The organism is Pseudoalteromonas sp. RW-H-Ap-1 (assembly GCF_048318575.1).
Classification (GTDB): Bacteria; Pseudomonadota; Gammaproteobacteria; order Enterobacterales; family Alteromonadaceae; genus Pseudoalteromonas.
In genome coordinates, this window is record NZ_CP166996.1 from 1811407 (window position 1) to 1835410 (window position 24004).

Consider the following 24004-nt stretch of genomic DNA (forward strand, 5'->3'; position numbering starts at 1 on the left):
TTAAAATGCAAAATCCAGCTTATTTTGGCGAGTTTGGCGGTATGTTTGTACCGGAACTGCTTGTCCCTGCGCTTAAGCAGTTAGAAAACGAATTTAATAAAGCACAAAAAGATCCTGAGTTTCAGGCAGAGCTAAGTAAATTACTTAACGAGTATGCGGGTCGCCCTACGCCGCTTACGTTAACGCGCAACTTGGTTAAAAACCCAAAAGTAAAACTGTACTTAAAGCGTGAAGATTTACTCCACGGTGGTGCACACAAAACTAATCAGGTGTTGGGTCAAGCATTACTGACTAAACGCATGGGCAAAAAAGAAGTTATAGCAGAAACCGGTGCAGGCCAACACGGTGTAGCCACCGCACTTGCGTGTGCATTACTTGGCTTAAAATGTCGTATTTACATGGGTGCAAAAGACGTTGAACGCCAACAGCCTAATGTATTTAGAATGAAACTTATGGGCGCTGAAGTTATTCCAGTTACCGCAGGTTCGGGCACATTAAAAGATGCGGTTAACGAAGCTCTGCGTGATTGGTCAGCAAACTATCAAGAGGCACATTACTTGCTAGGTACAGCCGCGGGCCCTCATCCTTTTCCAACAATTGTACGTGAGTATCAAAAAATTATTGGCGAGGAAGCTAAACAGCAAATTCTTAAAGCGGAAGGTCGACTACCAGATGCGGTTTTAGCTTGTGTAGGTGGTGGCTCCAATGCCATTGGTATGTTTACTGATTTTATTGACGAGCCGGGTGTTAAATTAATTGGTGTAGAACCAGCAGGTAAAGGCCTTGATACCCACGAGCACGGCGCAACAATCTGCAAAGGCACTAAAGGTATTTTGCACGGTACTTACACTTATATTATGCAAAATACAGATGGTCAAATTGAAGAGTCTTACTCTGTATCGGCGGGACTAGATTACCCTGCTGTAGGGCCACAACATGCCTTTTTACACGAAACTGGCCGTGCTCAATATGTTGGTATTACCGACACAAAAGCACTTGATGCCTTTCAAGCATTGGCTAAACACGAAGGGATTATTCCTGCGCTTGAATCAAGCCATGCGCTAGCCTACGCCCTCGAATATGCAGAAGAGCAAACGCAGGACAGTATTATTGTTATTAATTTAAGTGGTCGTGGCGATAAAGATTTAGCCCACGTACACAAGGTATTATCAGAGGAAGGTCAACTATGAGCCAAGTAAAAACTGACCGTTACGGACAAATGTTTGCCGCACTTAAAGAGCAAAACCAAGGTGCGTTTGTACCGTTTGTGACCATTGGCGATCCGGGTAAAGCGCAAAGCATTGAAATTATTAAAAGCTTAATCGATGGGGGTGCAGATGGGCTAGAGCTGGGTATTCCGTTTTCAGATCCGATTGCCGACGGCCCTGTTATTCAAAAAGCCAATATCCGTGCTTTAGATGTGCACATTAATACACAAGATTGTTTTGATATTATTAAAGAAATACGCCAGTACAATGCCGATATTCCAATTGGTTTATTGTTGTATTCAAACTTAATATTTAAACGTGGCTTAGAAAAATTTTACACTGATGCAAAAGCAGTAGGCGTTGACTCTATTTTAGTGGCTGATGTGCCGTTACACGAGTCTAAAATGTTTAGAAAAGCCGCCATGGCAAACGGTATTGATCCAATATTTATCGCCACGCCGAACGCTAGTGACGATACGCTACGTGAGTGTGCATCGTACGGTCGCGGCTATACCTACTTGCTGTCTCGTGCTGGGGTAACAGGTACCGATACTAAAGCACAAATGCCTGCAACCCATGTGGTTACACGCCTGCAAGAATACCACAGCGCGCCTGCGTTATTAGGCTTTGGTATTTCAACACCTGATGATGTAAAAGCGGCGCTTGAAGCCGGTGCTGCGGGGGCAATTTCAGGCTCTGCAGTCGTAAAAATCATTGAAGCAAACCTAAATGATTTAGACGCAATGACCACCCAATTAAAAACATTTGTAAGCGAGATGAAAGCCGCTACTGCGCTTTAATCAACGATTTATTAATCACTAAAAAAGGGCATTTAATATGCCCTTTTTTATTTTGAAGTGCTAACTTAATGCGCTTGATGCTTACCTTCAAGGATCTCTTCAATAAATTTAGCATTAAATGCGTCTAAATCTGCAGGGCTGCGACTAGTCACTAAGCCTTGATCAACACAAACCTCTTGGTCAACCCAGTTAGCACCCGCATTAATTAAATCGCTTTTAATACTAGGATATGAAGTGACTTTTTTGTCTCTGAGCTTATTAATTTCAGCGAGTAACCACGGCGCATGACATATAGCGGCAACGGGTTTGTTTTTCTTTGCCCCAAAAAAGCCGTCTACAAATGCCTTAGCATCTGAGTCTTGGCGTAAGCTATCAGGGTTAAACAAACCACCAGGTAGTAAAAGCGCATCGTAATCAGCGGCATTTGCATTGGCAGCTAATTTATCAACGGTGACTTTTTCACCCCAATTGTCTTCATTCCATGCGCTGATCTGTCCTTCTTTAATAGAAACAACCTCAATATCGGCGCCCGCTTCAAGTAAAGCAGCCTGAGGCGAAAGTAACTCGCTTTGCTCAAAGCCATCGGTGGCTAAAATAGCAATTTTTTTACCTTGTAAACGATTACTGTTATGTAAGTTACTCATTAAATACTCCTTATTTTATTCAATACATAACCGTATTTGCATATCACATACCAAATATAACGCGCTGAATATAATAAGATTTTATAAATATGAATAAGCCAGCAATGTAAATTATTTACACTGATTGCAGATACTACAGGCAAAGGTAATAAAGCAAAGAGCCTGTAAGCTAAATAGTGGCTTTTGGTGAAGATACGAACTTACAGGCACTAAAGTTTTAAATTAAAGGCGCTCTTTTAACGCTTTTGCTGGTTTAAATACGGCTTTATTAGCCCCTTGTATTTCAATCGCTTCACCAGTTTGTGGATTACGACCAGTACGCGCTGGGTAATAGCTTAGTGTAAAAGTGCCAAAGCCTGATATTTGTACCTGATCGCCTTCAGACAATGACTTTGTAATCACTTTTTGTAAGCTGGTTAACGCAGCTTGTGCGTCTTTTTTTGTTAATTCACTCGCATCCGCAATGGCTGCAACCAGTTCTGCTTTATTCATTTTTTGCTCCTAAATACACGCCTAGGCTTAAACCCATTAGCGTGGCAATACAATGATGTAAAAATAAAAGCAGGCAGGCTAAGGGTTGCAAGGGGGTAAGTCAACCTTAACCGAGGGCTAAGAGCCTTAGTAAGAGTCAGTGGGTTTAAATATAATCAGCTTGGCTGTTTTATGGTCATAAAGATGACTTAATCGTTTGCTAGGGTGAGATAAAAATCACCGTGAGCAAACGTGAACGCTAATCAATATCGCTGGTTTGAATTTGCCTTTATTTTTATTATTCTGCCTTTAATTGGCTTTAATATTCGCCAATATTTATCTAACTGGCTTATTCCGGCACTGATCATCCTCATGAGTGTGTGTTGTATGTTGCTACTAAACGACACTCACTTTAAACGTTTTAGATTAACTAGCTTGGGGCAGTTTTCTGCTGTGAAGCGCCGTATGTTTAGCTTTTTCTTTATTGGCGCGTTATTTTCGGGGGTATTTTACAACTTACTTTACCAAGGACACTGGTTTACTTTACCTCGAGAAAACCTCGCCGACTGGCTAATGCTATTACTGCTCTACCCTTTATTGTCGGTGATCCCGCAAGAATTAATATTTAGAACCTACTTTTTTCATCGTTATAAACGCATTATGCCCAGTAAATGGCTACGCATTATTGTCAGTGCGAGTGTATTTGCACTAGCACATATTGTTTACGCTAATTGGGTTGCAGTAAGTTTATCGTTTATAGGCGGGTTACTATTTGCTTATACCTACGCACAAAGCCGCTCAACCTTTGCCTGTGTTCTTGAGCACAGTTTATGGGGCATATGGATGTTTACCCTAGGAATGGGTGACTATTTAGACTCTGGTGCATTAAATTAACGAAAAGCAATAAAAAAGCCGCGACAAGCGCGGCTTAATAAATTTAGCTTAAATTAATTTAACTTAAAAACCAAAAATACTAATATCAAAAAACTTCGTCGCAACGGTATTTACAAAAATGATTAATAATATGGCTGGAATAAAGGTTTGCAGTGAAAAGTTAACGTACTTTTCCATAAAGCTATTAGCATAATTAGGAGAGCCCTGTCTTAGCTCTTCACTTAAGCGAACTTTTTTCCATTTATACATTACAAACAAACACACCATGAGGCCATTTAAAGGCAATATTGTGTCGTAGAATACATCATAAACAACATCAAAAAAGCTCTTATTGCCGCTACCGTAGCTAGTAAAAGTAGTGAGGCTGTCAATCATACCAAACGACATAATACACAAAATAGTTAATATACCGGTTGATAAGGTGAGTATACCCAGCGCTTTTTTACGGCTAATGCCTTTACGATCGCTTAGTGTTGCTGTTGGTACTTCAACAATAGATACCAGTGATGTGATCGCTGCAAAAAATACCAATAAGAAGAAAATAAATGCCACGGCTGATGCGCCAAAATAGCCAATATCATTTTGTAACGCTAATAAGATTTTTGGAAGATAGACAAAAATCATTGAAACTGACGAGTCAGATAACTTAGCCGGATCGGTATTTGGGTCAAAGCTAAAAATAGCTGGTAACACCATTAAGCCTGCTACAAACGCAACCAGTGAGTCAGTAATAGCCACCATTTTAGCACTGCCTACAATGTCATCTTTTTTCGAGATATAAGATGCATAGGTAATTAAAATACCCATACCTAAAGACAATGAGAAAAACGCTTGGCTCAGTGCACCGTTAAGCACACTGGCATTCATTTTACTAAAATCAGGAATAATGTAGTACTTAACACCGGCCATGGCGTTATCAAGTGTGAGTACGTAACCCACTAAAATAATAAGCATGACAAATAAAGCAGGCATTAAAAATTTAGCCGCTTTTTCTATGCCGTCTTTTACGCCACCGACCAAAATTAGGTTAACAATAACAACTACCAGCGCCATATAACCAAACACGGTATAGCTGTTTATAAACTCACCAAAGTGTCCGGGGTTTGCCAGCATATCTAAATTACCCAGCGCGGTTTGGCTTAAATAACCAAAAATCCACACTGTGATCACCATATAAAAAACAGCAATCATAAATGGTGTTAATACTGCTAAAAAGCCAGCAAATTTCCATTTTTTGTCGTTATTAGCTAATTTTTTGTATGCACCAAGCGGGTCTTTTTGTGCATGACGACCCATGGCCATTTCAGCCATCATTACGGGTAAACAAATGAATGCGACAAACAAAGCATAGACGAGCAAAAATGCACCACCGCCATTCTTAGTCGCAGAAACTGGAAAGCCTACTAAGTTACCAATACCCACAGCAGAGCCTGCCGCTGCCAATATAAATCCTAAGCGGGAGCTAAAGTGCTCTCTATTTTCACTCATGTAATAACCTTGTTATTATTTATCTTATCCAAGGGACTCTACCAGTGTTACGCAACGCTTTTCAAGCAATTACCGTGTAAAAAAACATTCTTGCTGTAAACATCGCCATAAACACTTTTAATTCACCATTTATCAACGCTATGCTAGTATGCAGTTAATTAAATTTAACAAGTTTTGAGAGTAATTTTATGTTGTATATGATTTATTCAACAGACGTCCAGAATAGTTTAGAGCACCGTAAAGCGGCTCGCCCAGCTCATTTAGCGCGCTTACAAACGCTAGAAGATGAAGGCCGACTATTAACCGCAGGCCCACTTCCAGCCATTGATAGTGACGACCCTCAAGATGCAGGCTTTACGGGCTCTTTAGTGATTGCTCAATTTAATTCTTTAGAAGATGCCAGAGAATGGGCCGCAGATGATCCCTATGTTGCCGGTGGCGTATATGAAAATTCTATCGTTAAACCATTTAAAAAAGTGTTCCCTGCTTAATTAAACTGTGGCAACCCTGTTTAACTGCAACCAGTAATTCAGGGTTTGTTCACTCATTTTTAATTAAACTTTGCCTTATAAAAACTTAAATACACGCCGTGGTATTAAAGTTTTAGTGGCTTAGTTTTTTAGCTAAGCAGATCTGTTCTAGGAGTTTCGCAATGCGTGTATTATTAATACTCAATTTAATCGCGGTAATGTGTTTGGCTAATTTTGCCCATGCAAGCAATACCAAAAGCAAAGCCGATAAAGTTGAGCTAAGCAAAAAGAAAGCTGTAATACTTGCAAAACAAACTACAGACGGTACAACGTTAAAGATCTCTGAAGAAACACTTTTTTTACTGTACGAATCTTAAAAGCTGACGGCCACGTCGTCGATTTGAAAATAAACAAGAAAACTGGCGAAGTGAAAAAGGATTAACCAATGCGAATTTTAGTAATAGAAGATGATTTACATTTGGCAGACAACCTGCGCAATGCATTAGAAAAAGAGCGTTACAGCGTTGATTTATGTCATGACGGTGAGGCTGGCCTTTTTCATATCACTGAATACCCTTTAGACATGGCTGTAGTTGATTTAGGGCTACCTAAAATAGACGGTATTGAGCTAATAAACAAAGCACGCGCCCAAGGGGTGACTATTCCTATTTTGATTCTAACAGCTCGCGATCGCTGGCAAGACAAAGTAGAAGGCTTAGATGCCGGTGCAGATGACTACCTAACTAAGCCATTTCATGTGGAAGAGCTAATTGCTCGCTGTAATGCGCTTATCCGTCGCAGTGCTGGCAAAGCAAACCCAGAAATGACAGCAGGCCCTATTAAAATTCATACACGCTCACAGCAAGTATGGGTAAACGACAAAGAGCTGAGCTTAACCGCGTATGAGTATAAAGTACTCGAATACTTGATGGTTAACCCACAAAAAGTAATCTCAAAATCTGAGCTCACAGAGCATATTTACGATCAAGATTTCGATCTTGATTCGAACGTCATTGAAGTGTTTGTACTACGTTTACGTAAAAAACTCGACCCAGATGGCGTACTTAACCCAGTGGAAACACTGCGTGGGCGCGGCTACAGGCTTAAAAGCCAGTGGTAACACCGCAAATTTCGTTAAAAATAAGGCAAGGATTTATCCTTGTCTTTGTTTTGTTAGTCGCTCTACCTATTTTGTTTTACTCCATAGGTAAGGCGTATTACGCGTCACTTGTTGATGCAACCGAAAAAAATCTAGAAGCGCATCTGTATTCACTTATTTCCGAAGTTGATTTTACCGAGCGTGGCATTATTATGCCCAGCTCTATTTTAACCCCCGAACTCAACAACCTAAACTCAGACACCTACGCCATGATTTACCGTGACGACATGCCTATTTGGCATTCTGAGTCGGCGGTTAACGTTAACTTTGTTCCCCAATATATAGAACCCAAAGCAGGCGCTGCCGATTTCAGACGTGTGGTGTATAACAACACCACCTACTGGCAATTAAGTTTAACGGTAATACTTAATAATATTGACCAATCAGAGCAAGCACGCTTTATTTTATTAAAACGTAACGATGCCCTACTGCGTTTAATGGATGGCTTTAAGCAAACCTTAGTCGATTGGATGTTTATTATGGGGATTGCGATTGCAGGGTTAATGGCCATTGGTTTTATTTGGAGTGCACGACCTCTGCAACGTCTAGATAAAGAAATAAAAGCCATTGAATCAGGCGATATTCAAGAAATTAAAGGCTTATACCCCGTTGAACTGCAAACCATTAAAGCCGACCTAAATTTACTATTAGAGTCGCAGCAACGCCAAAAAGAGCGATACCGCGCCTCTCTTAGCGATTTAGCCCATGCACTTAAAACGCCGTTAGCTGTTTTAAAATCAAGCCCATTAGCTAACGATGCAGATGCACAAGAACAACTCGACAGAATTAATGTGATGATCGAGCACCAATTAAAACGTGCAGCCACAGGTGCTTCCGATACCTGGAAAAAGCAAACCCCTATCAAGCCGGTTATCGATTCTATCTTAAGTGCAATGAGTAAAGTATACCGCGATAAAGACATTATATTTAATTGCCAAGTGAGCGATAAAGATTATTTTTTAGGTGATAAAACCGATTTAATGGAGTTATTAGGTAACTTAATAGATAATGCCTGCAAAGCCTGTCGCTCCCAAGTCAGTATTAATGTTTCACAAGCTAGAACGCTCAGTATTAGTATTTGTGATGACGGCCCAGGCATTAAGCCTGATAAACGTGAATCATTGTTACAACGCGGTACGCGCCTTGATACCTACGAAAGCGGACACGGTGTTGGAATGGCTATTGTATCTGACTTAGTTAAGTCGTATCACGGGCTGTTAACTATATCTCAGTCGCAACGTTTAGGCGGTGCAGAATTTATTCTCGAGTTTAATTATCATGAAAAAAATAACTACATCCTTTGTTTTAGCTTAAGCCTTTTATTGTTATGGGCACAGCAAAGTATGGCTGCTGAGCAACAATGTACATTGCAAAGCAACGCCCTGCCAGAGCAAATTAAAGATTACACACAATGTTTAGATGCCAAATTAAATAAAGTGCAACAGCAACAAGACAGCTGGATCCAAAAGCGCACTTTTGAGCTGGTCGAATTAGAAAGTGAAACCGGTAATACCATCATTTTGTCACTGTTTAAACAAAGTATTAACGCCAAAGATAAGTACATACAAAAAAGCTGCCAGTGGCGTTACATGTTAAAACAACCTAATTCACTAGAAGCTGTAGTAACTTATAAAGAGTGTGAAATAGCAATGATAAAGCAATTTATTCAGCAGCTTAAAACGGGGCTTTAACCAACTCATAATTAAACATTATTTGTTGTTTCTTGTTAATTTCGTGGTTAGTTTATTGGTATTTTGGGAAGTGCAGCCTTAAAGGCTGCATTTTTGTAGTTATATACTTTGTAATGTGATTACTCTGACCACACCGCAAATTCATTTCCATTTGGGTCGCTAAAGTGAAATCGTCTACCACCTGGAAATGAAAATGTAGGCTTAATTATTTTGCCTCCAGCTTTCTCAATTTTATTTTGAGTCGCTTCAAGGGCATTACTGTATAACACAATTAACGGGCTTCCGTTTTTAGTAGCAACAACCAAGTCAGATTTAAAGAAGCCACCATCAACCCCTTGCCCAGTAAAACTACAATATTCTGAGCCATAATCCACAAATGACCAGCCAAACACGTCACTGAAAAAGGCCTTAGTAGCTACAATATTTTGTGCAGGAATTTCAATATAGTTAATTTTATTATTTAGAGTCATAACAGTTTTTTGCCCTTATTCTTGTTTATATTATTTTCGACTTGAACTAGTAATAAATAAAGGTAGCAGCAATGCTCAATAATCATAAGCAAACATCAGGTATTTGAATTGCACTACTCAACCTGTGCTTTTTCCCACCATGGTTTGGAAAAATCGACTTTATCCGCTGGAATAACCATTGGGTGTTTTCTCAAATAATACGCCCAGAAAGCTTTTTCATATTTTGGGTTATAAATTTTAAAATTCCCCTGGGCTTGATACTCTTCTAAAAGTTTACGATAGGCACCTACAGGTTCATGAGGGTTTCCCTGTTGGAAAATAACTGTGCCTCCATACGTTTCATAAAGATACTTACTAATTTTGTAAGTTTTAACGACATCTCTATTTGCTCTAAATGAAGCTTCTTTCATTTCAGAAGTTAACGTCTCAGTTAATGACTCTGAGCTAAATCGATGCATAGCTTCAGTAAAACTTCCTACTTCTTCGGTTGTTGGTTCTAAATTATGTTCATCAGATAACTTTTGAATAATTCGTTTCCAAATTATTGAAGTTAATTTATCTGCTCGCATTTTATCAAGCACATCATCTTCTGATAAACCAGGATAAGAACGCTTATATCCTTTTAAAAACCTCAAATCTATTTCTAGATCAGTAACATGTATTGTATTCCCTAATATATGGGCTACTTTTGCTGAGCTATCCTCTTGAGCAAACGCATTCAAAGAAAACGTTAATAAAAAAGAACACACAATAACCATAAACTTATTTTTCATAATCTACTTCCATGTTTAATAACGCCATCTCTCCGACAAATTTGGAGCACAACAAAAAATGGTGATACAGCAGCGCCTTTTTATAATTCAACATTCTTTGAGATCAGCTATTAATTAATTTTCTTCAATAGAAAGTTTGATGAGCTCTTTCGCTACTATATCTAGAAATCTATTTACGTTTTCAAGCGACTTTAAAACTGAATATTGCCCTTGAAATTCATATTGTTGGCCGTGAGCTATATCACTTCTAAGCCCAAACAGCTTACTCCAAAGCTTTGGATGCCCTATGTCTCCAAAATACTCTTCATACTTAAAATGTTATTCCGCTAGGTTACATAGCTTTCCTTGAATTCTAACAATTTAACACTGCGCGATCCGCATATATCTATACTAGCACTACGTTTAATTTTTCTATTAGATATAGTTTTAACAAATTAGCTAACATATTACTATCATTAAGTTTTTATTATTTTAAAGCGTAATTAATTAGCACTCTGTTCCCGCTTGGCTCATTTTCCTGAATATAGAGGCTCACTCAGCTTATTCACTTAGTCCATAAAACGTTTTGACAAATCTACCTAAAAACCACAAACTACCTACCAGTAGATTGACTTAGCTAAAGTAATTTTAAAATGCATAAACCTGTGGTTATTATTGGTAGTGGCTTAGCGGGCTTATATGCTGCATACAGCCTTAAAAAACGTAACATTCCGTTTTTATTATTAGAGGCCAAAGCCAGTTTAGGTGGCAGAATGGCGTCTCATTATTTACCGACCAACAACACCATTGGCCACGATTTAGGCCCTACCTGGATATTTCCGCACCAGCCTAATATTCAACAGTTAGTTGCTGCTTTAAACATCCCTGTGTTTGAGCAATACACCCGAGGCGATGTGCTGTATCAAGCATCACAAACCGCTCCTGCACAGCAAATTGCAGGGGCTGGCGAAATGCAGTTATTTAGAATACAAAACGGTATGAACGAGCTCATTAGTGCGCTTTATCTGCAGCTTGAGCCAAACACCGTTAAATTAGAGCACGCTGTTAGCGAAGTAAAAAAGCTCTCCGATGGCTGGCATATAAGCGCTAATTATCAAGGGAGTAGGCAGCACTATACTTGCGATCAGTTACTGTTGGCGTTACCCCCTAGAATGATCAACCAACATTTAACCCCGCATTTATGGGCTAATAATGTTTTAGCACAGCGTTTAGCGTCGGTGCCTACGTGGATGGCAGGCCAAGCAAAGTTTGTTGCCACCTTTGAACACGCCTTTTGGCGAGATAAAAACTTATCGGGGCAATGTTTTAGCCGTGTAGGCCCATTGGTAGAAGTTCATGATGCGTCAGCAAGTGAGCATTCTCACCCTGCTTTGTTTGGCTTTATTGGCGTACCTTACTTGCAGCGCAGTAAAGTAACCAGAGAACAATTAACCCAAGCTTGCCTTAAACAGCTCAGCTATTTTTATGGCGAGCAAGCCTATACAGCGACGAGCTGCATTATAAAGGATTGGGCTGAGGATGAATTTGTTGCCAGCAAAGATGACCAAATAGGTGTATCGCAGCATCCTGAATTCAATTTTTCAGGGCTTAGCGAGCAGCTTAAACAGTTACAAGTGCATTTTGTAGGAAGTGAGTTTGCACAGCAAGAAGCTGGCTATTTAGAGGGGGCTATAAACGCTGTAGATAGCGCCTTAGCTAATTTAATGAATCCTTAGCTTTTTAAAAGGCGTGCTATGTAGGCACGCCTTTGTAAGGTATTAGTCTTCTGATTTGATAACGGTTTCTTCACCTGTGCCTAGCATGGTAGCTAACCAACGCCCTTCATCACTGGCTTCTAGTGCTATTTTTACAATCATGGTTAACGGCACCGATAACAGCATACCCACAGAGCCTAATAACCAGCCCCAAAATATTAATGATAAAAACACCACCAAGGTAGAAAGCCCGAGGCCTTTACCCATGTATTTTGGCTCTACAATATTCCCCATAACGGTATTAATAGTTAAATAACCCGCGCCGACGAGCCCTGCCACTAATGGACCTTGCGTAATAAGCGCCAGTAACAGTGCTGGCACAGCCGCAATTATTGAACCAATGTTAGGAATGTAATTAAGCATAAATGCCAATACGCCCCATAGTACAAAATAATCAACATCGAGTATCCACAGGTAAAAACCAGCAATTACACCGGTAGCTAAACTCACTAAGGTTTTAATGGCTAAATAAGAGTTAATAGAGTCTAAAAAACGGTCAATTTGCTTAATTTTGCTGTCGGGATCGTCCAGTGCTAAATGAATTTTTTTGCCAAGTATCGGCCCTTCAAACAACATAAAAACAACCGTTAAAATAATTAAAAACATATTGGCCATTACGCTACCCAAACCCGTCAGCATATTAGTGGCAACATCAACCATTTTGCCAGGATCAAACATAGACAAAATTTGTTCTTTATTAATTAAGATATTGTATTGCGAGGCCACATCAACCAACCATACAAACTCTTCTTTTAATTGTGCTTTATATTCAGGTAACTGCTTTGAAAAATCGTTAACCGACTGCCCTACTAAGCCACCTAAGCTAACCCCTAAGCCCATAATAATAAGCACCACAAGCACTACCGCTATGCCTTTTGGAATACGGTAACGGGCAAAAAAGTTTATGAGTGGGCTACAAATTATGGCTATAAATGCTGCCAAAATAAACGGAATAACAATAGCGCTTGCGGCTTTAACACCCGCCAGCACAATAACCAAAGCGGCAAAAATTATTAAGCTTTTATTTACCCCAGTTAAACTTGCCAATACTCTTATCCTATTACTGTTATTTGGCTTTAGTGTAAGGCAAAAGCTAATAGAATGAAATGTTTATGGGTCTGTTGGCCTTTCAAGATTAAATTTGCAGCCGTCTTTTTGGTATTAAGGCAAGGCAGAGCCTATGTGGTGTGGTTGTTCCCCATAAATAGGCGATAACGTAGCATTAATGCCAAACAGGCGCTGCCCAAAGGGTTCTGCCTAGGGGCAATTAACTCTTTGTTGCTCGGTTTTGACTTAGCCCACTAGGTTACAAACCTCGCGCCGCGATTAAATTGCCCCTAGTTTGAACAAATATTAATCCGCAAAGACCAACAGACCCTAGGTGATCATAAAAATTATTGGCACGTATAAATTTGCAAATCGTTGAGCTGGAGAGTATAAATTTTAAACATCCTGCTTTATTTATAATTTTGGAGTTGCAATGCATATATTTTTTACTGGCGCCACAGGCTTAATTGGTAGGCACCTTTGCCCTTTCTTGTTGCACCACCATGATGTTACTGTACTGAGCAGAAACCCAACCAAAGCAAAAGTATTGTTAGGGCACCAGGTTAACGCTATTGATAGCCTTGAAGATGTTGATTTTAATACCGTTGACGTGGTTATTAACTTAGCCGGTGAGCCTATTGTAAATAAACGTTGGAGTGATAAACAAAAAGCAGTCATTCGCGATAGCCGAATCATTGTTACTCAAGCCATTAGTGATGCTATTAAGCAGTGCCATACCCCGCCACATACTTTTATATCTGGCAGTGCAATTGGTTATTATGGTCGTCAAGGCGACAGCCTAGTTTATGAAAACAATACCGAGCCTCACGATGAATTTAGCCACCAGCTTTGTAAAGATTGGGAGCAAGCAGCTTTACAGGCTGAATCTGACGACACCCGTGTGTGCTTATTGCGTACCGGTATTGTGCTGGCTAAAAAAGGCGGCGCGCTGGGTAAAATGTTACCCGCCTTTAAACTTTGCGTAGGTGGCCCAATTGGCCATGGTGAACAAGGTATGTCGTGGATCCATATTGATGACATGGTTCAACTGATTTTATTTTTAATTCGCAATAAAGAAATATCAGGTGCTATCAACGCCACAGCCCCTGAGCCGGTAAGTAACAAGCAGTTTAGTAAATCATTGGGAAAAGCATTATCTCGCCCTGCGTTTATGCCTATGCCTGCTGGGGTGCTTAACATATTAATGGGTGAAATGGCCGACTTACTCACTACCGGTCAGTATGTGGTGCCTAAAAAGGCCTTAGACCATAACTATCGTTTTCATTTCACTAAAATAGACGCTGCGTTAAACAGTTTGGTTTAACGACTGGCCTTAACGGGTTAAGTTTGTGGAAGGGAGTAAAAGTTAATACTTTTTACCCCCTTGCTATTTTAGTGTCACTACCTAATACTTATAGCTGTATGAACGCCTTCAATTAGCTAAAAGAGCCCCTTAAACATGCTTCATTTACCTACATTAATTAGCCTCTGTTTTATTCTTAACTTGTTTATTGCGGTGTTCTTTTTTTCTGTTTATAAATACAAAAAACAACCTTGCTATTTATTTTTTGCTACCGCCTGTTGCTCATTTATTACCGCTATTGCGTTAATAGGCTTAAGAGATTTTATTGACTTCCCCCTGTTAACCCACTTTTTTGCTTACGTTTTTATTATTTTAAGCCCATTACTCATTATTTTAGGGTTAATACCACAAAGCCAAGCGCCCGCGATAAAATTAACGCCTTTATACTATGCAAGCGCCATGTGCTGCACGCTTTTACTTGCAGTGTACCTTATTGATGCAGGGCAAATAATTACCAGTATTATTGCTGCTGTATTATTTAGTTACGCTGCGTATTTATTGATTAAAACTCCAAGTGTTGCTGTAGTCCAACAACGCTTACTCGTTGCCTGTTTTGCAATACACAGTGTGGTGATGCTGTTGCAAGTTGTACTCCTTGTTTTGATCTACTCAAGCCAAATAAGTCAAGCCAGCTTAGCTTCAGGGCTACAGTTTTTATTGGTAACGCATTTATTTTTAACTACCGCTACTGCGCTAATTTTACCGTTTATAAAGTTTGCTAATGCTGAGTCTAGGCTAATTAATTTAGCGAATCACGATCCATTAACGCAGCTTTTAAATAGACGAGGTTTTTTTAAGCTATGTAAAAAAATAAAGCATACTGCGCCTTTAAACAGCAGAGTGTCGTTGATCATGCTCGATATTGACCTATTTAAACAAGTGAACGACCAATACGGTCATGAAACCGGCGATGAAGCGATAAAATGGATTGCACAACATATTAACGAATTGTTTTTTGAGCTTGGTGTTACTGCTCGGATTGGCGGGGAAGAGTTTGCTATTTTTCTTAATCAACAAAACTTAGCGCAATCAAAGCAGTTAGCTCAAAAGCTTTGCAGTAGTATTAATGAATATCCGTTTTATTTTAATAATCACAGCATTGCACTGTCTGTTAGTGCTGGGGTAAGTAGCATGTTAGTACGCGAACTAAATATGCAAGAACTGTTGTTACAAGCCGATAAACGGCTTTACCTTGCTAAAGAAACAGGCCGAAATAAAGTGGTCACTCATGATGAAAAAAGCCTATTAGCAAAAGCCCACTCTGCCATCATTTAATTTAGTCATAAAAAACGGCATCATAGTTGATGCCGCTTGATACGTTTACAAATTATATAGCTACTTACTGATCCAAGGCGTTACTTTAACAACCTCGTTAATATCAGCTAATACGGTCATGTTGTCTTCCCAACTGTCGGTTACTTCAAAATAACACACTGACTTTTCGCACGTTATGCGCTCATCATCAAATTGCTTTGGGGTTTTAAAGGTAACAACCACGCCTTTTTGTTCAGGCAATAAAAACCACATTAGTTTGCTAACAAAAAAGCCAGATAGGTCTGTTAATAGCTCTTCAAGCTCATTATTAATAACTAATAACGATTGCTTTGATAACGCCAGTCCATCTAGTTCACTAGCTTCTATTTGTAACTTTAACTGACAATCGTGAACCGGATTTTTTGGCTGAACCACAATCACCGCTTTATCGGTATCGAGCTGTTTATCGTAAGGTAACAGCAATTGCGCTTTGTCGGTATAATTAAGTGGGTACTCATTTTTTTCAGTTAAAATAGTACCGCTTTTAATACTACATACTTCGTTAGTACCAATATCGCTAATATAAAAGTTTACGCGGGCGTACTGAAAGTCCCCTTTGTTTACCACTTTTAAACGGTCGTAAAAACCGTCGTACGACATTACAAATTCTTTAGCAACCGCACTACTAGCGGCTATTGCAAAAAAGCTGGCTGTAACTAATTTTAATACCATTTTATTCATTAAAGTACGCTCGGTTTTGATTTATCATAGTATTTAACTCTTCAATGTACGCTTCACCACGTTCAGAGTAAGACATTAAACCATACGTTAATTTAGTCGCTAAAATTGGTTTTTGTTGTGCGCGTAAGTCTTCGCGTATAGTACGTAACTCTTTGTAAGCATTGTGGGTATTAATATTTTTAAAATAAGAGCTTACTGCTGCACGTACCGATTTAAATGCAGCCACTTCATGCTCGGCTTCACTATTACGTCTTCTTGGTACCATGCCACAGCCTTTTTTGTAGCACCATTGGCCAAAAAGTTTAAGCCAATTCGTGCAAAACGCGAAGTACCCCATGCAGACTCATTAGCAGCCTGCATTAAGGCCATCTCTTTAGGAATGATGTCTACGCGGCGCAGTGCTTGGCTTAAAGTAATGGTATCTAAGGTTTCAGGTAATCCGTACGACTTAAGTATTTTTTTAATGTCGCCCGTTTGTTTTTTACTAAGCAGCTCATCGTGCTCTATCATCATGCGTGCAATTTCAAGGTTTGCACGTTGTTGTAAAATCTTTTTGTTTTCGGCTTCTACATGAGGCTTAATAAAGTTAAAAAACGCATGTTTTTTCTCTTTCACATCAGTGAATTCTGAGAACTTTGGCAACTTAACGTTGTGCAATGGTTTTTCTTTCTTCTTCTGTTTTTTAATATCGACAGTGCTGGTTTGCTCGTCTGATACTAGTTCATCATCAATAAACGGAAGGGTCAGCGCCCAAATAACAACGGCGGCTAACAACAACTGAAAAATAGTTTTTAACATGTATTATCTCAATTTAACTCTAAGTTATGTATGGTGTAGTCACATACATACGAAACAACATTATACCTAAGCCACTTTATAAACGCGAATACCGAACAACTGAATAAAATTCATACGCCTATTGTGGGCTATTTATAATATACTAAGTGCTAAAGTCGTGAATGAAATGATAGGTGGTGACATGGATAAACAGTGGCAAAATAGAATAATTGAACAATATAAACACCGCCCTAACGATAACCGCTCTGCTTGGCAAATCGACCGCTCACGAATCATTCATGCTGCTGCATTTAGACGCCTTCAAGCCAAAACCCAAATAATGGGCATCGGCTTAAACGACTTTTACCGTACACGCCTTACCCACTCATTAGAAGTCTCACAAATAGGTACCGGCATATTACGCCATTTAAAAGCCCAGCATCCAAGCTTTGAACATTTTCCATCTACTGGATTGCTCGAAACCTTATGTTTAGCGCACGATATAGGCCATCCACCGTTTGGGCATGGTGGCGAAATTGCACTTAACTATATGATGCGTGATCATGGTGGCTTTGAGGGTAACGCACAAACACTGCGCATTGTGGCAAAACTAGAACCTTACAGTAACGGCTACGGCATGAACTTAACAAGGCGTACCTTGTTAGGGTTTATTAAGTACCCAGGTTTTATTGATAACCTTTGGCATAGCATCCCAGAAGAAGATAAACAGCGTGCATTTATTAAAGCCGATGACTGGCGACCAGCCAAAGGTATTTATAATGACGATGCCGCGATATTTAATTGGATTATTGAGCCTCTTAGCGCTAGTGATAAAGCGTTATTATCTAGCCAAGAACAGGCAGATGCTTATCGCGCTAAAACCCGTTATAAATCACTCGACAGTGCCATTATGGAACTGGCTGATGACATTGCATATGCCGTTCACGATCTTGAAGATGCCATAGCTACCGATGTTCTCAGTTTAGACGATTGGCTAACCCATGCATTGCCGCATTTACAAGCACTCAACTATGACTGGTTAAACACGTTGCTGGAATCACTCTCTGAGCGACTATTTTCAAAACATGAGCATGAGCGAAAAGACGCCATAGGCGAACTAGTAAATACCTTTATTATTCATATTCATTTAGATACCCAAAACGATGAATTTGAATGCTCTATTTTAAGGCATACCGCAAAATTAGATCAGCAATACGAAAATGTGCTACAGATCCTCAAACACTTTGTGTTTCAGCGCTTGATACGCGACCCGCAAATGCAACAAATAGAATTTAAAGGACAAAACCTACTCATAGAATTATTTACCGCGTTTGCCAGCGATCCACTGCGCTTATTACCTGAAACCACGCAGACACTGTACCTTGAAGCTGAGAAACATAATCAAGGCATGCGTATTATCTGTGACTATTTAAGCGGTATGAGCGATGAATACGCTTATAAAACCTATCAACGGTTGTTCTCTCCTATACAATAAGTTAGCTAATCTGAACTCAGGTTAGTCAACATAAAAAAGCCGAGTCACTTACGTAACTCGGCTTTTCGTTAGTTTATAAAATCACACTACAGTGATTTAATGCCCATGTTGTAAAGCGTAAAACCGTACATGTCGGCATAAAGGTCAATAATTTTACTGGTTGGTGTACCTGCACCATGGCCTGCATTGGTTTCAATACGAATAAGTGTAGGATTTGTACCCGCTTGATTCGCTTGAAGCTCAGCTGCAAATTTGAATGAATGCGACGGTACAACGCGGTCATCATGATCGCCTGTAGTGATCATAGTCGCCGGATATTCAACCCCTGCTTTTACGTTATGAATTGGCGAGTAACCTTTTAAGTAATCAAACATTTCTTTACTTTGGTTGCTGGTACCGTAATCGTATGCCCAACCAGCGCCGGCTGTAAATGTATGATAACGAAGCATATCCAATACACCTACCGCAGGTAACGCAACTTGAAACAAGTCAGGTCGCTGGGTCATTACAGCACCCACTAATAAGCCACCGTTTGAACCACCACGCAGTGCTAAGCGCTTTTTAGAGGTATATTTTTTATCTTGTAAGTATTCAGCTGCTGCAATAAAGTCGTCAAATACGTTTTGCTTTTGCAATTGTGTACCTGCTTTATGCCACTCTTTACCATACTCACCACCACCTCGAATATTAGCAACTGCATATACGCCGCCTTGCTCAAGCCAAGCCGCTGTTGTAGAGCTAAAACGAGGTGTTAAGCTAATATTAAAGCCACCATAGCCATATAAAATAGTTGGGTTGCTGCCATCTAATTTAATATCACTTTTATAAGTGATAATCATCGGTACTTTCGTGCCATCTTTAGAGGTATAAAATACTTGCTCAGAGGTATAGTTCTCGCTATTAAAATCAATCCCCGATTTACGGTATACTTTTGACTCACCGCTTTGCACGTCAAAGCTGTAAGTCGTACCTGGCGTTTTATAGTTAGTAAATGAATAATAAAGCGTAGTTTGCTCTTTTTTACCGCCAAAGCCACTCGCTGTACCAACACCTGGTAAGCTAATTTCGCGGATCAATTCGCCTTGTTTGTTGTACTGTTTCACTTTAGAAATAGCATCAACCATGTAGTTGGCAAAAAACGTATTTCCGCCAAGCGTTACATTAAGTACGTTTTCAGTTTCTGGGATAAAATCTTGCCAATTTTCAGGCTGTGGATTGCTTGCATCAACCGTCACTACTTTTTTATTTGGTGCATTTAAATTTGTGACCAAAAATAGCTTGCTGCCTTCGTTATCAATTACGCTGGTATCAGAGTCGGTATTACCCACTACGGTCACAAATTCGCTATCTGGCTTGGTTAAATCTTTAACAAATAACTTATTACCAGAGGTCGATACGCTGGCACTTATAAACAGGTAACGACCATCTTTGGTTGCTTTAGCGCCCACATAGCGGTGTTTTTGTTCTGCTGTATCGCCAAATACTAAAGTATCTTCGCCTTGATCTTGACCTAACTTATGGTAATACACTTTATGTTGATCAGTTTTTGCAGAAAGCTCACTGCCCTCTGGCTTATCGTAGCTTGAATAGTAAAAACCGTCATTTGCCAGCCAGCTAACGCCACTAAATTTAACATCAACCAGTGCTTGCTCTACCTGCTCTTTGGTTTCAGTGTCTATAACAATGATTTTACGCCAATCACTTCCGCCTTCTGATATTTGGTACGCTAATAATGAACCATCATCTGAAAATGATAAACCCGACATTGAAGTGGTACCATCTTCACTAAAAGTATTAGGATCTAAGAACACTTCAGCTTCACCACCGTCTTTACTACGGTATAAAACGTACTGGTTTTGTAAGCCATCATTTTTATAAAAATAGGTGTAATCACCTTCGGTAAACGGCGCGCTGATTTTTTCGTAGTTCATGAGTTTTTCAAGGCGCTGTTTGAGTGTATCTCTGTACGGTATTTGCTCTAAATACGAAAAGGTTAGGTTGTTTTGTGTTTTAACCCATTGAGCCGTTTCATCACTCATATCATCTTCTAACCAGCGATACGGATCAGCCACGGTTTCACCAAAGTAGGTGTCAACCACAGTGCCTTTTTTAGTTTCAGGGTAATCTAAAGAATTTACTGCTTTCATTGCTGTTTTTACTTTATTTTGAGTGGTGTTTTCTGCAGGTTGTGAACAGCCCGCAAGTGCGATAATAACCGCACAGGTCAGTGTCTTTTTAAGCATTGCTTTATCATTATTTTATCTATAGTGATCCTAACCTATTAACTTTTTCTGCTTTTGTCTATTGAGATGCGGTAAACGTCATTTATCGCTGTTAACCTGCGCTAAATTGCGCTTAAATAAAAGAACGATTTTTAAACACTCGCAGGTTAAGTAATGACAGAAACTAAATCCTTTTCTAGCTTTAAACGCTTTTACCCTTTCTATTTAAAAGAGCATCGGAATAAAACTTGTCGCAGACTGCATTTTATTGGCAGTAGTTTAGTGTTGTTACTAGCCGGCTACGCGCTTTTTAGATCACAATTTGCATTATTATGGTTATTACCGCTGATTGGTTATGGCTTTGCATGGATTGGGCATTTCTTTTTTGAAAAAAACCGCCCCGCCACATTTAAACATCCGCTATACAGTTTATGGGGTGATTGGGTCATGTTTAAAGACATGTTGATTGGCAAAATTAAATGGTAAATGACTACTTACGCTTCGGTATTATAAACACCTCACCTTACTTACTGTAAATAAATTGTAGATTGAATGTAATTCAATTGACCTCGATTGTAGAAATGGTCTAATTTGGCAACAGTAATTTCAATTAGTTCATTATTCTAACAAACACTATATTGAAACCACCTAAAGAGCATCGAATGAGGGAAATTAGTTATGCAACTTACACCGCTATTTACAGCAAAGAAAACCATCACATTAAGTATAGCCGCTGCACTTGTAGGCTCATGGACGGTAAATGCTGCTGAGCAAGAAACACAAATCCAAGAAAACATTGAACAAATTAGTGTAATTGGCTCTCGCCGACTAGGCCGCACAGTTGAAGATAGCCCTGTGCCTATTGATATTATTAGTAATGATGCCTTAAAAAGTTCAGGGCAAACAGAAACCAATGCATTATTAAGTACGTTATTACCAAGTTTTAATTTCCCTCAACCATCAATCACCGATGGCAGCGACCATGTGCGCCCCGCTCAACTGCGTGGCTTAGCCCCTGATCACACCCTAGTACTCGTAAATGGTAAACGTCGCCACAGTAACGCGCTACTTAATTTAAACGGCTCAACGGGTCGAGGCTCGTCATCGGTTGATTTAAACGCCATACCTGCAAACGCGATTGAACGTATTGAAGTATTACGCGATGGTGCCGCAGCTCAATATGGCTCAGACGCTATTGCCGGAGTAATTAATATCGTCCTTAAAAGCAATAGCAGTGGTGGTAGTTTAGGTGTCGTATATGGTGCAAACATTACCGATATGGACGGTGTCGCGCAGTTACAATCGGTCTCTGAGGACGCCAATGGTGATTTAGCTTTTACTGAGGGCAGCGACCGCTCGCTTACCGACGGCCAAACCTTAACTCTGCAAGGTAATATGGGGTTTGAATTAGGCGATAACGGCTTTTTGAGTATTTCTAGTGAATATCGCGATCGCAGCTCTACCAACCGCTCTGATTACGACCAACGCGAAAACTACGCTCGTTTACCTGATGGCTCTCTCGACCCACGCGAATTCACATGGGATCGTTACAACCATAACTTTGGTAACGGCACTGTTGAAGACTTTGCGCTGTTTTACAACGCAGGTTATCAGCTAACTAACGATGCTGAGCTCTACTCGTTTGGCTCTTACAGCAAGCGTGAAGGCGAAGGCGGTGGTTTTTATCGTCGCGCCCAAGACAGCCGTAACGTTACAGAAATATACCCTGATGGCTTTTTGCCGGTGATCACCTCAGACATTGATGACTTTTCATTGGCTTTAGGAGTGAAAGGCTTTGCTAATGAATGGAACTACGATGCTTCTGCTGTATATGGCCAAGATGCCTTTAACTTTGGTGTTATTAATAGTTTAAACACTTCATATGGGCCAAGTAGCCAAACCAGTTTTGATGCCGGCACGCTAACTTACGATCAGCTGACTATTAATCTTGATTTTAGCCGTGAGATTGATGCTGACTTTTTAGCCAGCGGAATTAACGTGGCAGTGGGCGCTGAGTATCGCCGCGAAGGGTATGAAATTCAAGCAGGTGAAGAAGCCTCTTATGCGCGTGGTAATTTTGGCCCAGGTGGTGCCGTGACCGATCCGGTTAATGGCCCATTCGGCTCTGCAGGTTCACAAGTGTTCCCGGGGTTCACACCTGAATCTGCGGGTGATAACAGCCGCCACAATGTCAGCCTTTACGTTGACTTAGAAGCCTTTATTACAGATAACTGGAATGTTGCCGTAGCCGCCCGTTACGAAGACTATTCTGATTTTGGCGACACGCTTAATGGTAAAATTGCCACTCGCTATACACTAACAGAAGACTTAGCACTGCGTGGCTCTGTATCAACTGGGTTTAGAGCGCCCTCTTTACAACAGCAATACTTTACCTCGGTAGCGACTGTATTTGTAGATGGCGAACCAACACAAACAGGTACCTTTGCGCCAAGCAGTGATGTGGCCGTTGCATTGGGTTCACCAGGTTTAGATGCAGAAGAAGCTACTAACTACGGTGTAGGCTTTACGTGGTCAACCGACTTCAACTTCAGCTTATCTGTTGATTACTACCAAATATTAATTGATGACCGTATTGTGTTATCAAATAACTTATCGGGCGCAGGCGTTGCAAGCTTACTTGAGGGCACCGGCGCTAACCAAGGGCGATTTTTCTTAAACGCGATCGATAGCAAAACCCGTGGCGTTGACGTCGTCGCTTCTTATAATTTAATCACCGACAATTACGGTGATGTAGCGCTTAATTTAGGTTACAACTACGGTAAAAACCAAGTCACCGACATTATTGACCCACCAGCACAATTACAAAGTGTTGGGGTTGAGCAAGATAATTTGTTCTCGGGTAACGAGCTACGTCGTTTTGAAGTGAGCACACCGCGCAATAAATACAACCTTAGCGCAACATGGACACTTAACGAATGGCGCACCACACTTCGTAGTACTCGTTATGGTGAAACACAAGACCCGTCTGAAAACCCAGAGCGTAACGAAGTGTTAGAACCTAAATGGATCACCGATTTAGATGTGGCGTATGCACTTAATAATAACCTTACTCTGAGCTTAGGCGCTAATAATGTATTTGATGTATACCCAGATCCAACTCGAGAGCTGGTGAGCGATGTAACCACTTTCTCTCGCTTGTTCTCGTACTCGGGCTTTTCACCATTTGGTTTTAATGGCCGTTATGTATACGGCAAAATTGAAATGAAGTTTTAAGCTGTAGCTTAAACCAAAAAGCCACACTAAATAGTGTGGCTTTTAAATA

19 protein-coding genes and 3 pseudogenes are annotated in these 24004 nt (G+C 40.1%); 13 read left to right on the plus strand and 9 right to left on the minus strand.

Translation table 11 applies throughout. The features are described from left to right. Positions 1-5: 5 nt before the first annotated feature. Positions 6-1190 (plus strand): tryptophan synthase subunit beta, encoded by a 1185-nt coding sequence (trpB, locus tag AB8618_RS08510; protein ID WP_413402846.1) that lies wholly within the window; start codon positions 6-8, stop codon positions 1188-1190. Beyond that, positions 1187-2008, plus strand: a complete 822-nt coding sequence (trpA, locus tag AB8618_RS08515; RefSeq protein WP_413402253.1) for a tryptophan synthase subunit alpha — start codon at positions 1187-1189, stop codon at positions 2006-2008. The genes trpB and trpA overlap by 4 nt, the downstream gene beginning before the upstream one ends. 65 nt (positions 2009-2073) lie before the next feature. Here the strand turns inward: trpA and AB8618_RS08520 are convergent, their stop codons facing one another. After that, positions 2074-2652, minus strand: coding sequence for a type 1 glutamine amidotransferase domain-containing protein (locus AB8618_RS08520; RefSeq protein ID WP_413402255.1), 579 nt, complete (start codon positions 2650-2652; stop codon positions 2074-2076). Between the two features lie 222 nt (positions 2653-2874). Further along, positions 2875-3144 (minus strand): HU family DNA-binding protein, encoded by a 270-nt coding sequence (locus tag AB8618_RS08525; protein WP_413402257.1) that lies wholly within the window; start codon positions 3142-3144, stop codon positions 2875-2877. A 231-nt stretch (positions 3145-3375) separates the two neighbouring features. On the opposite strand from AB8618_RS08525, the gene AB8618_RS08530 reads away from it, so the two are divergent. Continuing rightward, positions 3376-4017, plus strand: coding sequence for a CPBP family intramembrane glutamic endopeptidase (locus AB8618_RS08530; RefSeq protein WP_131691132.1), 642 nt, complete (start codon positions 3376-3378; stop codon positions 4015-4017). A gap of 63 nt (positions 4018-4080) precedes the next feature. Here AB8618_RS08530 and AB8618_RS08535 read toward each other — a convergent pair whose 3' ends face one another. Then, entirely contained in the window at positions 4081-5505 is a 1425-nt protein-coding gene (locus AB8618_RS08535) for a sodium-dependent transporter (protein WP_010390240.1), read from the minus strand. 188 nt (positions 5506-5693) lie between these two features. Between AB8618_RS08535 and AB8618_RS08540 the strand changes: the two genes are divergently transcribed. From AB8618_RS08540 to AB8618_RS08555, 4 genes and pseudogenes are all read left to right on the plus strand, one after another. Continuing rightward, positions 5694-5996 (plus strand): YciI family protein, encoded by a 303-nt coding sequence (locus AB8618_RS08540; RefSeq protein WP_075169133.1) that lies wholly within the window; start codon positions 5694-5696, stop codon positions 5994-5996. Between the two features lie 161 nt (positions 5997-6157). Further along, positions 6158-6417: pseudogene (locus tag AB8618_RS08545) on the plus strand (hypothetical protein). A gap of 3 nt (positions 6418-6420) precedes the next feature. Continuing rightward, the gene (locus tag AB8618_RS08550; RefSeq protein ID WP_010390247.1) at positions 6421-7095 is read left to right on the plus strand and encodes a response regulator transcription factor; all 675 of its coding nucleotides are present in this window, start codon (positions 6421-6423) and stop codon (positions 7093-7095) included. Continuing rightward, positions 7089-8420 (plus strand): annotated as a pseudogene (locus AB8618_RS08555) (ATP-binding protein); the annotation flags it as partial. The gene AB8618_RS08550 and the pseudogene AB8618_RS08555, both read left to right, overlap by 7 nt. Before the next feature lie 524 nt (positions 8421-8944). On the opposite strand, the gene AB8618_RS08560 reads toward AB8618_RS08555, so the two are convergent. After that, positions 8945-9295 (minus strand): VOC family protein, encoded by a 351-nt coding sequence (locus tag AB8618_RS08560; RefSeq protein ID WP_409423226.1) that lies wholly within the window; start codon positions 9293-9295, stop codon positions 8945-8947. Between the two features lie 113 nt (positions 9296-9408). Next, complete coding sequence (locus AB8618_RS08565; RefSeq protein WP_409423227.1) at positions 9409-10068, minus strand: hypothetical protein; 660 nt, start codon at positions 10066-10068, stop codon at positions 9409-9411. A 632-nt stretch (positions 10069-10700) separates the two neighbouring features. Between AB8618_RS08565 and AB8618_RS08570 the strand changes: the two genes are divergently transcribed. Then, complete coding sequence (locus AB8618_RS08570; protein ID WP_409423228.1) at positions 10701-11783, plus strand: flavin monoamine oxidase family protein; 1083 nt, start codon at positions 10701-10703, stop codon at positions 11781-11783. A 42-nt stretch (positions 11784-11825) separates the two neighbouring features. On the opposite strand, the gene AB8618_RS08575 is transcribed toward AB8618_RS08570, so the two are convergent. Further along, positions 11826-12869, minus strand: coding sequence for an AI-2E family transporter (locus tag AB8618_RS08575; RefSeq protein WP_008109197.1), 1044 nt, complete (start codon positions 12867-12869; stop codon positions 11826-11828). A gap of 433 nt (positions 12870-13302) precedes the next feature. On the opposite strand from AB8618_RS08575, the gene AB8618_RS08580 reads away from it, so the two are divergent. After that, the gene (locus AB8618_RS08580) at positions 13303-14193 is read left to right on the plus strand and encodes a TIGR01777 family oxidoreductase (RefSeq protein WP_413402266.1); all 891 of its coding nucleotides are present in this window, start codon (positions 13303-13305) and stop codon (positions 14191-14193) included. 135 nt (positions 14194-14328) lie between these two features. Continuing rightward, the gene (locus AB8618_RS08585) at positions 14329-15507 is read left to right on the plus strand and encodes a GGDEF domain-containing protein (protein ID WP_409423231.1); all 1179 of its coding nucleotides are present in this window, start codon (positions 14329-14331) and stop codon (positions 15505-15507) included. Between the two features lie 60 nt (positions 15508-15567). On the opposite strand, the gene AB8618_RS08590 is transcribed toward AB8618_RS08585, so the two are convergent. After that, positions 15568-16227: a DUF2987 domain-containing protein gene (locus AB8618_RS08590; RefSeq protein WP_409423232.1), complete on the minus strand. Its 660-nt coding sequence runs from the start codon at positions 16225-16227 to the stop codon at positions 15568-15570. Continuing rightward, positions 16220-17025: pseudogene (locus tag AB8618_RS08595) on the minus strand (glucosaminidase domain-containing protein). Before AB8618_RS08595 ends, AB8618_RS08590 begins: the two are co-directional and overlap by 8 nt. Positions 17026-17206: 181 nt before the next feature. Here AB8618_RS08595 and AB8618_RS08600 point away from each other — a divergent pair. Next, positions 17207-18499 (plus strand): anti-phage deoxyguanosine triphosphatase, encoded by a 1293-nt coding sequence (locus AB8618_RS08600; RefSeq protein ID WP_413402848.1) that lies wholly within the window; start codon positions 17207-17209, stop codon positions 18497-18499. A gap of 86 nt (positions 18500-18585) precedes the next feature. Here the strand turns inward: AB8618_RS08600 and AB8618_RS08605 are convergent, their stop codons facing one another. After that, on the minus strand, positions 18586-20742 hold the full coding sequence (locus AB8618_RS08605; protein ID WP_413402270.1) for a prolyl oligopeptidase family serine peptidase: 2157 nt from the start codon (positions 20740-20742) through the stop codon (positions 18586-18588). Between the two features lie 153 nt (positions 20743-20895). Between AB8618_RS08605 and AB8618_RS08610 the strand changes: the two genes are divergently transcribed. Both AB8618_RS08610 and AB8618_RS08615 read left to right on the plus strand, forming a co-directional pair. After that, positions 20896-21207 carry an Mpo1-like protein gene (locus AB8618_RS08610; protein ID WP_409423235.1) on the plus strand — a complete coding sequence of 104 codons (312 nt, stop codon included), beginning with the start codon at positions 20896-20898 and terminating at the stop codon, positions 21205-21207. Positions 21208-21399: 192 nt separating this feature from the next. Further along, on the plus strand, positions 21400-23955 hold the full coding sequence (locus AB8618_RS08615; RefSeq protein ID WP_413402272.1) for a TonB-dependent receptor plug domain-containing protein: 2556 nt from the start codon (positions 21400-21402) through the stop codon (positions 23953-23955). Positions 23956-24004: the final 49 nt, after the last annotated feature.

What these genes read in the sequence shown, in the direction of transcription:
- trpB (WP_413402846.1), top strand. Translation starts at nt 6, where the DNA reads ATGCAAAATCCAGCTTATTTTGGCGAGTTTGGCGGTATGTTTGTACCG.
- trpA (WP_413402253.1), top strand. Translation starts at nt 1,187, where the DNA reads ATGAGCCAAGTAAAAACTGACCGTTACGGACAAATGTTTGCCGCACTT.
- AB8618_RS08520 (WP_413402255.1), bottom strand. Translation starts at nt 2,652, where the DNA reads ATGAGTAACTTACATAACAGTAATCGTTTACAAGGTAAAAAAATTGCT.
- AB8618_RS08525 (WP_413402257.1), bottom strand. Translation starts at nt 3,144, where the DNA reads ATGAATAAAGCAGAACTGGTTGCAGCCATTGCGGATGCGAGTGAATTA.
- AB8618_RS08535 (WP_010390240.1), bottom strand. Translation starts at nt 5,505, where the DNA reads ATGAGTGAAAATAGAGAGCACTTTAGCTCCCGCTTAGGATTTATATTG.
- AB8618_RS08540 (WP_075169133.1), top strand. Translation starts at nt 5,694, where the DNA reads ATGTTGTATATGATTTATTCAACAGACGTCCAGAATAGTTTAGAGCAC.
- AB8618_RS08550 (WP_010390247.1), top strand. Translation starts at nt 6,421, where the DNA reads ATGCGAATTTTAGTAATAGAAGATGATTTACATTTGGCAGACAACCTG.
- AB8618_RS08560 (WP_409423226.1), bottom strand. Translation starts at nt 9,295, where the DNA reads ATGACTCTAAATAATAAAATTAACTATATTGAAATTCCTGCACAAAAT.
- AB8618_RS08565 (WP_409423227.1), bottom strand. Translation starts at nt 10,068, where the DNA reads ATGAAAAATAAGTTTATGGTTATTGTGTGTTCTTTTTTATTAACGTTT.
- AB8618_RS08570 (WP_409423228.1), top strand. Translation starts at nt 10,701, where the DNA reads ATGCATAAACCTGTGGTTATTATTGGTAGTGGCTTAGCGGGCTTATAT.
- AB8618_RS08580 (WP_413402266.1), top strand. Translation starts at nt 13,303, where the DNA reads ATGCATATATTTTTTACTGGCGCCACAGGCTTAATTGGTAGGCACCTT.
- AB8618_RS08585 (WP_409423231.1), top strand. Translation starts at nt 14,329, where the DNA reads ATGCTTCATTTACCTACATTAATTAGCCTCTGTTTTATTCTTAACTTG.
- AB8618_RS08590 (WP_409423232.1), bottom strand. Translation starts at nt 16,227, where the DNA reads ATGAATAAAATGGTATTAAAATTAGTTACAGCCAGCTTTTTTGCAATA.
- AB8618_RS08600 (WP_413402848.1), top strand. Translation starts at nt 17,207, where the DNA reads ATGGATAAACAGTGGCAAAATAGAATAATTGAACAATATAAACACCGC.
- AB8618_RS08605 (WP_413402270.1), bottom strand. Translation starts at nt 20,742, where the DNA reads ATGCTTAAAAAGACACTGACCTGTGCGGTTATTATCGCACTTGCGGGC.
- AB8618_RS08610 (WP_409423235.1), top strand. Translation starts at nt 20,896, where the DNA reads ATGACAGAAACTAAATCCTTTTCTAGCTTTAAACGCTTTTACCCTTTC.
- AB8618_RS08615 (WP_413402272.1), top strand. Translation starts at nt 21,400, where the DNA reads ATGCAACTTACACCGCTATTTACAGCAAAGAAAACCATCACATTAAGT.